Origin of the sequence: Escherichia sp. E14V7 (genome assembly GCF_004212225.1) — a bacterium.
In the GTDB taxonomy this organism is placed as follows: domain Bacteria; phylum Pseudomonadota; class Gammaproteobacteria; order Enterobacterales; family Enterobacteriaceae; genus Escherichia.
Genome location: NZ_RHJJ01000003.1, coordinates 92,682 through 104,461, shown reverse-complemented (window position 1 = coordinate 104,461; position 11,780 = coordinate 92,682). Strand labels below are relative to the sequence as shown.

At 51.6% G+C, this 11,780-nt stretch carries 13 protein-coding genes; 1 reads left to right on the top strand and 12 read right to left on the bottom strand.

Annotation, left to right across the window (positions count from 1 at the left end):
• Window positions 1–46: 46 nt before the first annotated feature.
• The 4 genes from D9741_RS23460 to D9741_RS23455 form a co-directional block, all read right to left on the bottom strand.
• Window positions 47–154, bottom strand: a complete 108-nt coding sequence (locus D9741_RS23460; protein WP_074399497.1) for a type I toxin-antitoxin system toxin Ldr family protein — start codon at window positions 152–154, stop codon at window positions 47–49.
• A gap of 373 nt (window positions 155–527) precedes the next feature.
• Window positions 528–635 (bottom strand): type I toxin-antitoxin system toxin Ldr family protein, encoded by a 108-nt coding sequence (locus tag D9741_RS04185; RefSeq protein WP_002431793.1) that lies wholly within the window; start codon window positions 633–635, stop codon window positions 528–530.
• A gap of 375 nt (window positions 636–1,010) precedes the next feature.
• Window positions 1,011–1,118 (bottom strand): type I toxin-antitoxin system toxin Ldr family protein, encoded by a 108-nt coding sequence (locus D9741_RS04175; RefSeq protein ID WP_002431793.1) that lies wholly within the window; start codon window positions 1,116–1,118, stop codon window positions 1,011–1,013.
• 374 nt (window positions 1,119–1,492) lie between these two features.
• The gene (locus tag D9741_RS23455; protein ID WP_074399497.1) at window positions 1,493–1,600 is read right to left on the bottom strand and encodes a type I toxin-antitoxin system toxin Ldr family protein; all 108 of its coding nucleotides are present in this window, start codon (window positions 1,598–1,600) and stop codon (window positions 1,493–1,495) included.
• Window positions 1,601–2,075: 475 nt separating this feature from the next.
• On the opposite strand from D9741_RS23455, the gene D9741_RS04160 reads away from it, so the two are divergent.
• On the top strand, window positions 2,076–3,347 hold the full coding sequence (locus D9741_RS04160; protein ID WP_130210096.1) for an amino acid permease: 1,272 nt from the start codon (window positions 2,076–2,078) through the stop codon (window positions 3,345–3,347).
• 16 nt (window positions 3,348–3,363) lie between these two features.
• Here D9741_RS04160 and D9741_RS04155 read toward each other — a convergent pair whose 3' ends face one another.
• The 8 genes from D9741_RS04155 to dppA form a co-directional block, all read right to left on the bottom strand.
• Window positions 3,364–4,371 (bottom strand): HipA domain-containing protein, encoded by a 1,008-nt coding sequence (locus tag D9741_RS04155; protein WP_130216282.1) that lies wholly within the window; start codon window positions 4,369–4,371, stop codon window positions 3,364–3,366.
• On the bottom strand, window positions 4,371–4,682 hold the full coding sequence (locus D9741_RS04150; RefSeq protein WP_001490601.1) for a HipA N-terminal domain-containing protein: 312 nt from the start codon (window positions 4,680–4,682) through the stop codon (window positions 4,371–4,373). Before D9741_RS04150 ends, D9741_RS04155 begins: the two co-directional genes overlap by 1 nt.
• Window positions 4,667–4,990, bottom strand: coding sequence for a helix-turn-helix transcriptional regulator (locus D9741_RS04145; protein WP_130216280.1), 324 nt, complete (start codon window positions 4,988–4,990; stop codon window positions 4,667–4,669). The genes D9741_RS04150 and D9741_RS04145 overlap by 16 nt, the downstream gene beginning before the upstream one ends.
• Before the next feature lie 223 nt (window positions 4,991–5,213).
• Window positions 5,214–6,227: a dipeptide ABC transporter ATP-binding subunit DppF gene (dppF, locus tag D9741_RS04140; RefSeq protein ID WP_130216278.1), complete on the bottom strand. Its 1,014-nt coding sequence runs from the start codon at window positions 6,225–6,227 to the stop codon at window positions 5,214–5,216.
• Window positions 6,224–7,207, bottom strand: a complete 984-nt coding sequence (dppD, locus tag D9741_RS04135; protein WP_016234992.1) for a dipeptide ABC transporter ATP-binding protein — start codon at window positions 7,205–7,207, stop codon at window positions 6,224–6,226. Before dppD ends, dppF begins: the two co-directional genes overlap by 4 nt.
• Before the next feature lie 10 nt (window positions 7,208–7,217).
• Window positions 7,218–8,120 (bottom strand): dipeptide ABC transporter permease DppC, encoded by a 903-nt coding sequence (gene dppC / locus D9741_RS04130; RefSeq protein WP_000084683.1) that lies wholly within the window; start codon window positions 8,118–8,120, stop codon window positions 7,218–7,220.
• 9 nt (window positions 8,121–8,129) lie between these two features.
• A complete protein-coding gene (gene dppB, locus D9741_RS04125; RefSeq protein ID WP_000938857.1) occupies window positions 8,130–9,149 on the bottom strand; it encodes a dipeptide ABC transporter permease DppB in 1,020 nt (339 codons plus the stop codon).
• Window positions 9,150–9,456: 307 nt separating this feature from the next.
• Window positions 9,457–11,064, bottom strand: a complete 1,608-nt coding sequence (dppA, locus tag D9741_RS04115; RefSeq protein WP_130216276.1) for a dipeptide ABC transporter substrate-binding protein DppA — start codon at window positions 11,062–11,064, stop codon at window positions 9,457–9,459.
• Between the last annotated feature and the right edge of the window lie 716 nt (window positions 11,065–11,780).

Here is an 11,780-nt window from a genome sequence, read left to right as displayed (position 1 = left end):
CCGGGCGCAACTTGCCATTACGGCAGCCTGACACCCGCATGACACGTTACTTCCGCTTATTCAGCCAGCTCACGATCAGACTGGCGAGAATGCCAGCAATGACCGGAGCCGCTAAATCATGCCAGAAGGCCATGCTCAACTCTGCGAGCGTCATATAGCCGCCTCTGTTGTAATGACAACGTTTCGCGGCTATCCTTGAGTCGTCTAGTTTCAAGAATGGCCCCCGTGATGTTGTCAGGTGTACACCTGCAACGTGCGGGGGTTTTCTCTTTCCAGCAACCAATGCCGCCGGGGATAAAGCCCCCGCAACATTGCGCCTCACCGGAATCCTTCCGGCTTGCCGCTGATTCTACGATTGTTTTTCTGTTCCGGAATCCGTCACTTCTTCACTCTGTGCTGCGCATTCCGCAGAATATTATCCGCTTGCAACCGTTACATTTTTCTTACGAAAAAGGCCGCAGAGTTCCCCCTGCGGCCTGGTCCGGGCGCAAATTGCCATTACGGCAGCCTGACGCCCGCATGACATATTACTTCCGCTTATTCAGCCAGCTCACAATCAGGCTGGCGAGAATGCCAGCAATGACCGGAGCCGCTAAATCGTGCCAGAAGGCCATGCCCAACTCTGCGAGCGTCATATAGCCGCCTCTGTTGTAATGACAACGTTTCGCGGCTATCCTTGAGTGGTCTAGGTTCAAGATTAGCCCCCGTGATGTTGTCAGGTGCACACCTGCAACGTGCGGGGGTTTTCTCTCTCCAGCAACCAATGCCACCGGGGATAAAGCCCCCGCAACATTGCGCCTCACCGGAATCCTTCCGGCTTGCCGCTGATTCTACGATTGTTTTTCTGTTCCGGAATCCGTCACTTCTTCACTCTGAGCTACGCATTCCGCAGAATATTATTCGCTTGCAACCGTTACATTTTTCTTACGAAAAAGGCCGCAGGGTTTCACCCCTGCGGCCTGGTCCGGGCGCAAATTGCCATTACGGCAGCCTGACGCCCGCATGACATATTACTTCCGTTTGTTCAGCCAGCTCACGATCAGGCTGGCAAGAATGCCAGCAATGACCGGAGCCGCTAAATCGTGCCAGAAGGCCATGCCCAACTCTGCGAGCGTCATATAGCCGCCTCTGTTGTAATGACAACGTTTCGCGGCTATTCTTGAATGGTCTAGATGCAAGAATGGCCCCCGTGATGTTGTCAGGTGCATACCTGCAACGTGCGGGGGTTTTCTCTCTCCAGCAACCAATGCCACCAGGGATAAAGCCCCCGCAACATTGCGCCTCACCGGAATCTTCCGGCTTGCGGCTGATTCTACAGCTGTTTTTCTGCTTCGAAATCCGTCACTTCTTCACTCTGTGCTGCGCATTCCGCAGAATATGACCGGCTTGCAACCGTTGCATTTTTCTTACGAAAAAGGCCGCAGAGTTTCACCCCTGCGGCCTGGTCCGGGCGCAAATTGCCATTACGGCAGCCTGACGCCCACGTTGCATATTACTTCCGCTTATTCAGCCAGCTCACGATCAGGCTGGCGAGAATGCCAGCAATGACCGGAGCCGCTAAATCATGCCAGAAGGCCATGCTCAACTCTGCGAGCGTCATATAGCCGCCTCTGTTGTAATGACAACGTTTCGCGGCTATCCTTGAGTTGTTTGGGTTCAAGAATGGCCCCCGTGATGTTGTCAGGTGAACACCTGCAACGTGCGGGGGTTTTCTCTCTCCAGCAACCAATGCCGCCGGGGATAAAGCCCCCGCAACATTGCGCCTCACCGGAATCCTTCCGGCTTGCCGCTGATTTTACGATTGCTTTTTATCGTCAGCATCCGGCAATTTTCCTCATTGCGTGATGCCTTCCAGCTTAATTTCTTTGTTTGCAATAGTTGCAGTTCATATCCGAGCTGACTCCAGACTGGTAGTGAAATGCGCAATTTTGTAGAATTGCGCCTCCTCGCAATCTCCCCAGTGAATCTGTTGTCTCATTCGTTACACACTGCGTATTCAACTTCTCTACCAGTTGCGCAAGAGAAGCTGGGGTTATTCATTTTTACGAGGCTGACTTCTTTCTGGACAGGACTTTATGCAGCACAACACACAACCATTACACGATCACAAATTGCCGTTTACGCGCTACGACTTCGGCTGGGTTTTATTATGTATAGGAATGGCGATTGGTGCCGGAACCGTGCTGATGCCGGTACAAATTGGCCTGAAGGGGATTTGGGTATTTATTACCGCTGCAATCATTGCTTATCCGGCAACCTGGATAGTGCAGGACATTTATTTAAAGACACTTTCAGAAAGTGATTCCTGTAATGACTATACAGATATTATCAGTCATTACCTGGGCAAAAACTGGGGAATTTTCCTCGGGGTTATCTACTTTTTGATGATTATCCACGGGATTTTTATCTACTCTCTCTCCGTGGTTTTCGACAGCGCCTCATACCTGAAAACCTTCGGTTTAACCGATGCCGATCTTTCACAATCTCTACTTTATAAAGTCGCTATTTTCGCCGTACTGGTAGCGATTGCGTCTGGTGGTGAAAGGTTGCTATTTAAGATCTCCGGGCCAATGGTGGTGGTCAAAGTCGGCATTATTGTCGTGTTCGGTTTTGCGATGATCCCGCACTGGAATTTCGCCAATATAACCGCCTTCCCACAAGCCTCCGTATTTTTCCGCGACGTCCTGCTCACCATTCCATTTTGTTTCTTCTCTGCGGTATTTATTCAGGTGCTTAACCCGATGAATATTGCCTATCGTAAACGGGAAACAGATAAAGTACTGGCAACTCGGCTCGCGCTGCGTACCCACCGGATTAGCTATATCACGCTCATCGCGGTGATCCTGTTTTTTGCCTTTTCGTTTACCTTCTCAATTAGCCACGAAGAAGCCGTTTCTGCCTTTGAACAAAATATCTCGGCACTGGCACTAGCCGCGCAGGTGATCCCCGGGCATATCATTCATATCACCTCTACGGTACTGAATATCTTTGCCGTACTGACCGCATTCTTTGGCATTTACCTCGGTTTCCACGAGGCCATTAAAGGCATTATTCTCAATCTGTTAAGCCGAATTATTGATACCCAGAAAATTAACTCGCGTATGCTGACTCTGGCAATTTGCGCTTTTATCGTCATTACGTTGACGATTTGGGTTTCGTTTCGTGTATCGGTGCTGGTGTTCTTTCAGTTAGGAAGCCCGTTATATGGCATTGTGTCGTGCCTGATTCCGTTTTTCCTGATCTCTAAAGTTTCACAACTGAAAAAACTACGCGGGCTAAAAACATGGCTTATCCTGTTTTATGGCATTTTGCTGTGCTTTTCGCCGCTGTTGAAGCTGATTGAGTAAAAGTAACGGGGGCTGCTCACAGCAGCCCCAGACGATGTCGATAGCATTTCAGTACAGCCTGGATATGCTCCTGAGTCATAAAGGACTGTTCATACGTTTCCATAACAATGGTATTTTCTTTACGTATATCCTGAAAGATTTTTTCCAGCAATCTGGGCGCTAATCCCATCGATTCACCCAACAGCAAAAAATCCTGCCCGATATACTCGCCATAACCACTGTCAAATCCAGGAGTCAGTTCCCGACCGCCTTCTTCTCGCATCAATAACGGCAGCGCCAGATAGTTTGAGTGAAAATATTCCGGATAGGGAGCGACAGAAACAAAGTCATACACCGGCGCTAACGCTGGCATCAAACCATCGGAGTACACTAAGCCAAAGTTTCGTAAATGCATGTCGTTATTACCCAGCAACCAGGCGTAAACAATGCGACGAAAGAGATCGATTTTAAATGCGATGTTGTCGTTAACATGGGCAATTAAAAATCGGGCCAGCGTTTCATAGCTGACGTATTGCTCGTTATCATTTCCCGTTTTGCCATATTTATCTGTAATCTGCATCGCGCCATCAAGTTGCTCCTGATGCACTGGCTGCCCCTTGTCATCCCGGTCATAGCGCCGGATAACAAACGCGTATTCAAGCTCCTCCTCTGATTGTGGTGCAAAACTCAGCAGGCCATGCACAGGTACGTCAAATCCCAAACGAGACATCAATGTCATTGTTGCGTGTTCATTTTCGGCCAAACCGGGAAAGTCGGCTGGAGAGGGCTTAAGGATAAAATTTCCCTGATGATCTACGACGCGGAACTCTCCTTCATCCAGCACTAATTGCAATTTGGGCTGGTAACCGGAAATACTCATCCCTTTTTGTTGACGCGGAAGTTCCTGCACAAACTGAGTTCGCGTAAACCCCAGCCTGGGGGTCAATTTTGCAGTGCCGCTCAGTCGCTTCAACCCCTGTGTCGAATATCCGCGCTGTTCGTCACGTTCATTCAACGGCGTTAACAGAATACGACAATTCGCCATTATTCCTCCCAAGGTAAAATCTGGATTGCCCCCAGCAGATTCTTGCCGTTATCAATAAGCATTCCCAGCAGATCGTTTTCGTCACGATGCTGTATCTGGCTGTAGCGTTGACGCAGCCATCCTTCTGGCGCCAGTGAGGCGAAATAAGGATGCAACGTCTCACTGGGAAACTGACGCTGTGCGACGGGCAGGCTGATTGAGATTGCCGGTCCGTGGTAATCCTGGGCGTACTGGAACAAAAAACCACTGTCGTTCTGAGAGAGTTCACCCACTACCTGACCATAGAGCAACACTTTCACTCGCCGATGCATAGTTTCACTCCAAGAACATTCGCCACAGCGAACACACTGCCGAATTTAACCTGTTCAGGATCCTTAAAAAGTCGCTTTAACGTGGACGTTGAGATCCCTGTTTGTAGTTCAAGTGTGTATAAATCAATGCCCAATTCTTTGCGACGTGCGTTCAGTTGTTCCCCCAAATGACGGGGAGTCTCAATGGTCAGGAGGGGGCGTGGTTGACTAATATTCGGCCCCTGAATAAGTTTCTTCTGCAACTCCTGGAGCTGGTCGCCGATCGCTTTCAACTCTTGAGCCAGATTTTGTGACCCCGTGTAGATCATTAAAGAACCTTTCAATTGATAAAAGACAAAAAAAGATCATTTATGGTCAGATAAATTCGTTAAGCATCATAAATGAACCATTTTTTATTAATGATTATAATTTAGCTCATATATAATCCATTGGCAACAAAAATGGTCACAAAAGATCTATAAGTGATAGTTAAAGCACAAGAGGGTCATATTTGACATGAGACCAGCATGAAAACCGGTCTCATCGGGTGGGTTATACCGCTGGCTTCTGCGGATTTTCATCCTGATCAACAGCAAAGCAGGCAACCAGTTGACCGCCGTAGTCTTTTAGCTGCGGCTGCAACTGGGTGCAGGGGCCGAAGCGTCGACGACAGCGGGCGTTGAAGGCGCAGCCCGGCGGTGGATTCAGCGGGCTTGGCAGTTCACCGGTGAGTTTGATGCGCTCGCGGCGTTCGTCCGGGTTCAGGCGTGGTGTAGCGGAGAGCAGCGCCTGAGTGTACGGATGGCGCGGGTTATTAAAGATTTGGTCCTTCGTTCCCTTCTCCACGCAGCGGCCCAGGTACATCACCATCACTTCATCAGCAATGTGCTCCACCACCGACAGGTCGTGCGAGATGAAGACATAAGACAGCCCCAACTCCTGCTGCAAATCCATCATCAGGTTGAGCACCTGCGCACGCACCGAGACGTCCAGCGCAGAAACCGGTTCATCGGCAATCACCACATCCGGGTCGAGCATCAGACCACGGGCAATGGCGATACGCTGACGCTGACCGCCGGAAAACATATGCGGATAGCGGTCGTAATGCTCGGTTTTCAGGCCAACTTTTGCCATCATCGACAGGGCTTTTTCCCGACGCTGTTCTTTGCTTAAGCTGGTATTAATCAGCAGCGGCTCTTCAAGAATTTGCCCGACTTTTTTACGCGGATTCAGCGAACCATAGGGATTCTGGAAGACGATCTGGATTTTCTGCCGACGCAGCTTCTGCGCCTGCGGATCGTGCTTGAGCAGATCCTGCCCCTGGTAATACAGTTCACCGCCGGTAGGTGTTTCAATCATCGTCAGCAACCGACCGAGGGTCGATTTACCGCAGCCAGATTCACCTACTACCGCCAGCGTTTTGCCACGTTCAAGGTTAAACGAAACGCCGTCCAGCGCTTTAACCAGACGTTCCGGCGCGAACATGCCTTTCTTCACCGGGTAATGTTTTTTCAGGTCGATAGCCTGCAACAGCGGTTGTTGCAGGGTGGCCTCTTGCGTACTCATAGTGTCGGCCTCCCGGCATCATCAAGTGGGTAGTGGCATTTGGACTGACGCCCGTCAGCAAGCATATTCAGCGCCGGTTCTTCAGCGCGGCATTTGTCTGTCGCATAGGGGCAGCGCGGGTTAAGCAGGCAGCCGTTCGGGCGATCGTATTTGCCGGGAACGACGCCAGGCAACGATGCCAGACGTTCTTTGTCCTGAGCAAATTCCGGCAGCGCACGCAGCAATGCCTGGGTATACGGATGACGCGGCGCATGGAAGATGGCGTGCGCATCGCCCGTTTCCACCACCTGACCGGCATACATCACAATGATTTTATGCGCCGCTTCCGCCACCAGCGCCAGATCATGGGTAATTAACACCAGCGCCATGTTCTCTTTCTGCTGCAACTCCAGCAGCAGTTCGATGATTTGCGCCTGAATGGTCACGTCCAGCGCGGTAGTCGGTTCATCGGCAATCAGCAATTTTGGCCGACAGGCAATCGCCATGGCGATCATCACGCGCTGGCTCATGCCGCCGGAAAGCTGATGCGGGTAAACATCCAGACGCGATGCCGGATCGGGAATACCGACCAGATTCAGCAGGTCAATCGCCCGCTGACGGCGGGTACTTTTGTTGCCACCCTGATGCACCTTAATCGCTTCCATAATCTGGAAACCCACGGTGTAGCACGGGTTAAGGCTGGTCATCGGGTCCTGGAAGATCATTGCCACTTCGGCACCCACCAGATTGCGGCGCTCTTTTTCCGAGATACGCTGCAAATCCTGGCCGTTAAACTCCAGTTTTTCTGCCATCACGCGGCCCGGATAATCAATCAGCCCCATAATCGCCAGTGAACTGACCGACTTACCAGAGCCAGACTCACCCACAATCCCGACCACTTCGCCCTGTTTTACGCTGTAGCTGATGCGGTCTACGGCGCGGAACGGTGCACTTTCGTCGCCGAAATGCACCGATAATTTATCTATATTTAATAACGCCATCTCGAACCTCTTACTGCTTCAGTTTGGGATCGAGCGCATCACGCAAACCGTCACCCATCAGGTTAAATGCCAGCACCGTCAGCAGGATCGCCAGACCCGGGAAGGTCACGACCCACCAGGCGCTTTGCGCGAACTGCAACACATCGGAGAGCATGGTGCCCCACTCCGGTGTTGGCGGCTGCGCCCCCATGCCGAGGAAACCAAGAGCAGCCATATCGAGAATGGCGTTAGAGAAACCGAGCGACGCCTGAACAATCAGCGGCGCAAGGCAGTTGGGAAGAATATTGATAAACATCTGGCGCAGCGCCCCGGCACCTGCCACGCGAGACGCGGTGACGTAATCGCGATTCACCTCCACCAGCACGGCGGCGCGAGTTAAGCGCACATAGTGTGGCAAGGCAACGAAGGTTAGCGCCAGCGCGGCGTTACCAATCGACGGGCCGAAAATCGCCACCAGCACCAACGCCAGCAGCAGACTTGGCAGCGCCAGCATGATATCGACCACGCGCATGATGATGTTATCGACCAGGCCGCCGAAGTAACCGGCGATCAGGCCGAGAATAACGCCCATAATCAGCGATAACACCACCACCAGACAGCCGACCAGCAGCGACAAGCGCGCGCCGTACATCAGGCGCGACATAACGTCACGACCGACGTCATCTGTACCGAGCAAGTGCGCCATGCTGCCGCCTTCCTGCCAGGCTGGCGGGGCTAGTAGCGCATCGCGGAACTGTTCTGCCGGGTTATACGGCGCAATCCAGTTGGCAAAGATCGCGATAAACAGCACGATGACGACGTAAACCAGCCCGACAACCGCGCCTTTGTTGCGTTTAAAATAGTGCCAGAACTCCTGTAACGGGGTCATCGGCACCGGTGCAGTAATCACTTTATTTTCAGTAACCTGTGACATGACGTTCCCTTACTTCTTATGACGAATACGCGGGTTCACCACGCCGTACAGCAGATCGACCAGCAGGTTGACGAGGATAATCATCGTCGCCACCAGCAATACGCCGCCCTGCACTACCGGATAGTCGCGGCGTTGCAGTGCGTCAATCAACCAGCGCCCCAGACCGGGCCACGAGAAGATGGTTTCGGTCAGAATCGCCCCCGCCAACAATGTTCCCACCTGCAGGCCGATAACGGTCACCACCGGCAGCATCGCGTTACGCAGCGCATGGACGATAATCACCCGCATACGAGTAAGGCCTTTGGCGCGCGCGGTGCGGATATAATCTTCACCCAGTACTTCCAGCATCGAAGAGCGCGTCATACGAACGATAACCGCTAGCGGAATTGTGCCCAGCACCATCGCAGGTAAGATCATATGCGCGACGGCATCGATAAAGTTACCGTCTTCACCCCAGATAGCGGTGTCGATCAGCATAAAACCGGTTAACGGATTGGAATCATCGAGGAACACCATGTCGCTCACGCGACCGGAGACAGGCGTCAGGTTCCAGTGCACCGAAACCAGCATGATCAGCATCATGCCCCACCAGAAGATCGGCATGGAGTAGCCGGTCAGCGCCAGGCCAACCGCAGTGTGATCGAAAATGGAACCGCGTTTAACCGCAGCCAGCACACCAACCGGAATACCGACAGCCGTAGCAAAAATCATCGCGCAGACACCAAGTTCCAGCGTGGCCTGGAAGCGCGGCACGAACTCTTCCCAAACCGGGATGCGGCTTTTCATCGAAATGCCTAAATCGCCGTGCATTACGCCCCAAATGTAATGGAGATACTGCTGCCACATCGGTTTATCCAAGCCGAGTTCTGCCAGCAATTGCGCGTGACGCTCTGGGGAGATCCCACGTTCACCCGCCATGATCATCACCGGATCGCCCGGGATCATGTGGACAAAGGCAAATGTGAGAAGGGTAATACCGATAAACGTGGGGATGACGAGTCCCAAACGTCGGAGAATAAACTGCAACATAACCCGGATTCTCTGTAGTGACCCGCAGCCTGGAACTGCGTGTCTGTATTGCTCACAAATCAATTCCCGCCCGTGCCGGACAGGGAATGAAGTATTGCTGCCGGATGGCGCTGCGCGCAGAGGCACAGCACCACCGGGTATGCAGATTGTTGACAAAGTGCGCTTTGTTTATGCCGGATGCGGCGTTAACGCCTTATCCGGCCTACAAAATCGTGCAAACTCAATACATTGCAGAATTTTCGTAGGCCTGATAAGCGGAGCGCATCAGGCAGTTTTGCCTTTGCCATCAGTCTTGTATGGCTTTTAATTATTCGATAGAGACGTTTTCGAAGTGATGTTTGCCTAATGGATCAACCACATAGCCTTTAACTTCTTTGCGTACCGGTTCAAACACGGTGGAGTGAGCGATGATCAGTGCCGGAGCCTGATCGTGCATCACCACCTGTGCTTGTTTGTACAGTTCAACACGCTTGTTGTGGTCGTCGGTGGCACGCGCCGGTTGAATCAGACCTTCAAACGGTTTGTAGCACCATTTTGAGTAGTTGGAGCCTTGTTCAGAGGCGGCGCAGCTGAACAGGGTGGCGAAGAAGTTATCCGGATCCCCGTTATCGCCAGTCCAGCCCATCATTACCGTCTGGTGCTCGCCATCTTTCGCACGCTTGAGATACTCACCCCATTCGTAGGTGACGATTTTGGCCTGCACGCCGACTTTCGCCCAGTCAGCCTGAATCATCTCTGCCATGCGGCGAGCGTTCGGGTTATACGGACGTTGTACGGGCATCGCCCACAGGTCGATGGAGAAACCTTTTTCCAGACCCGCTTCTTTCAGCAAGGCTTTCGCTTTTTCAGGATCGTAGGTGTAGTCCTGAACGTCATCGTTATAGCCCCACATGGTTGGCGGGATCAGGTTTTTCGCTGCTACGCCCGCGCCCTGATAAACCGCTTTGATGATCGCATCTTTGTTCACTGCGTAGGTCAGAGCCTGGCGAACTTTCACGTCATCCAGTGGTTTTTTCTGCACGTTATACGAGAGATAACCGACGTTCAGCCCCGGCATTTCCATCAGGTTGATGGATTTATCCTGCTTCATGCGAGCGATGTCTGCCGGGTTCGGGTACGGCATTACCTGGCATTCATTTTTCTGCAATTTCGCGTAACGCACGGAAGCGTCAGGGGTAATTGAGAAGACCAGCGTATCGATCTGCGGTTTGGTACCCCAGTAGCCATCAAACGCTTTGTAGCGAATACGGGAATCTTTTTGATACTGCTGTAACTGGAACGGGCCGGTGCCGATTGGGTTGAGGTCCAGTTTTTCCGGCGTACCGGCTTTCATCATCGCGTCTGCATATTCTTTTGACAGAATAGAGGCGAAGTCCATTGCCAGATCAGCAAGGAACGGCGCTTCCGGGCGAGTCAGCACGAATTGAACGGTGTTGTCGTCCACCTTTTTCACTTCACTGATCAGCTCCGGCAAGCCCATGCCTTCGAAGTATTCGTAGCTGCCGCCAGAAACTTTATGGTACGGGTTTTGCGCGTTTTTCTGACGATCGAACGAGAACACCACGTCATCGGCGTTCAGTTCGCGCGTCGGTTTGAATTCTTTGTTGTCGTGCCACTTCACACCTTTACGCAGGTGGAAGGTATAGGTTTTACCGTCATCGCTGACTTCCCACTTTTCAGCGAGGCCCGGGATCACTTCGGTGGTGCCGATTTTAAATTCAACCAGACGGTTATAAAGCGGTACGGAAGAGGCGTCATAGGTGGTACCGGAGGTAAACAACTGCGGGTTAAACCCTTCCGGAGATCCTTCTGAGCAATAAACCAGAGTTTTAGCCTGAACACTTGCTGCGACGGTCATAGCCACCAGGCTGAGACCAAGCTTCAGCATCCCTGACTTTTTCAAGGAAATACGCATTATTCTGCTCCAATTGTGATGTTTGTTGTTTTAACCCTTTGCAGTGGGTTGTCGCTGCCTGACCTTTTTTGTTTTTTGCCCGGTCGGGTCAACGTTATGAGGTGGGGATGCCGTACTAATTAACATCAGTGTTACAGTGCGGATCCTCCATAAAATGCCCCTCGTGACCTACAATCTGTCAACAGAATGTGAAAACGTCAATACAGCCCACCGGGATTTACACCAACGGTGAGAATCCACAAACAAAGATTAAAAAAACTTCAAACAACTATTTGCAGCAGAGAAATTTGTGCTACGCCAACATAACCAGAACAATCAGCTTAATATTTGGCAACAATTGGTGATTAAGTTTTATGCATTTAGTGAAAAAAATCTGATGGAAAGGTGGATATCTGAGCGATTAATACCATGAACGCTAAACTGCACAGCGGAAAATGCCAGCGCCAGCCATAAGTAACGCAAAAAAAGATTTAAGCAAATATAGAAAAAGACAATGGATTCTGTCACAAATCCGTTAATGGATAGTGAGATATGGGGCGCAAATTTGGCAGGGAAATGTGTGGTGTGTAGGTCGATAAGGCGGTCGCGCCGCATCCGACAATAAGTGCGGTGCCGTTGCCTGATGCGACGCTGCCGCGTCTTATCAGGCCTACGTCGAGTCGAACCTCCCTGCCCCCGGAGGTTCTCATCCTCATGGGCTACAAATGCAAAAAAGC

Excerpts from the sequence above, each read along its gene's own strand:
- D9741_RS04160 (WP_130210096.1), top strand. The coding sequence starts at position 2,076 with ATGCAGCACAACACACAACCATTACACGATCACAAATTGCCGTTTACG.
- dppD (WP_016234992.1), bottom strand. The coding sequence starts at position 7,207 with ATGGCGTTATTAAATATAGATAAATTATCGGTGCATTTCGGCGACGAA.
- dppF (WP_130216278.1), bottom strand. The coding sequence starts at position 6,227 with ATGAGTACGCAAGAGGCCACCCTGCAACAACCGCTGTTGCAGGCTATC.
- D9741_RS04175 (WP_002431793.1), bottom strand. The coding sequence starts at position 1,118 with ATGACGCTCGCAGAGTTGGGCATGGCCTTCTGGCACGATTTAGCGGCT.
- dppC (WP_000084683.1), bottom strand. The coding sequence starts at position 8,120 with ATGTCACAGGTTACTGAAAATAAAGTGATTACTGCACCGGTGCCGATG.
- D9741_RS23455 (WP_074399497.1), bottom strand. The coding sequence starts at position 1,600 with ATGACGCTCGCAGAGTTGAGCATGGCCTTCTGGCATGATTTAGCGGCT.
- D9741_RS04185 (WP_002431793.1), bottom strand. The coding sequence starts at position 635 with ATGACGCTCGCAGAGTTGGGCATGGCCTTCTGGCACGATTTAGCGGCT.
- D9741_RS04155 (WP_130216282.1), bottom strand. The coding sequence starts at position 4,371 with ATGGCGAATTGTCGTATTCTGTTAACGCCGTTGAATGAACGTGACGAA.
- D9741_RS04145 (WP_130216280.1), bottom strand. The coding sequence starts at position 4,990 with ATGATCTACACGGGGTCACAAAATCTGGCTCAAGAGTTGAAAGCGATC.
- D9741_RS04150 (WP_001490601.1), bottom strand. The coding sequence starts at position 4,682 with ATGCATCGGCGAGTGAAAGTGTTGCTCTATGGTCAGGTAGTGGGTGAA.
- D9741_RS23460 (WP_074399497.1), bottom strand. The coding sequence starts at position 154 with ATGACGCTCGCAGAGTTGAGCATGGCCTTCTGGCATGATTTAGCGGCT.
- dppA (WP_130216276.1), bottom strand. The coding sequence starts at position 11,064 with ATGCGTATTTCCTTGAAAAAGTCAGGGATGCTGAAGCTTGGTCTCAGC.
- dppB (WP_000938857.1), bottom strand. The coding sequence starts at position 9,149 with ATGTTGCAGTTTATTCTCCGACGTTTGGGACTCGTCATCCCCACGTTT.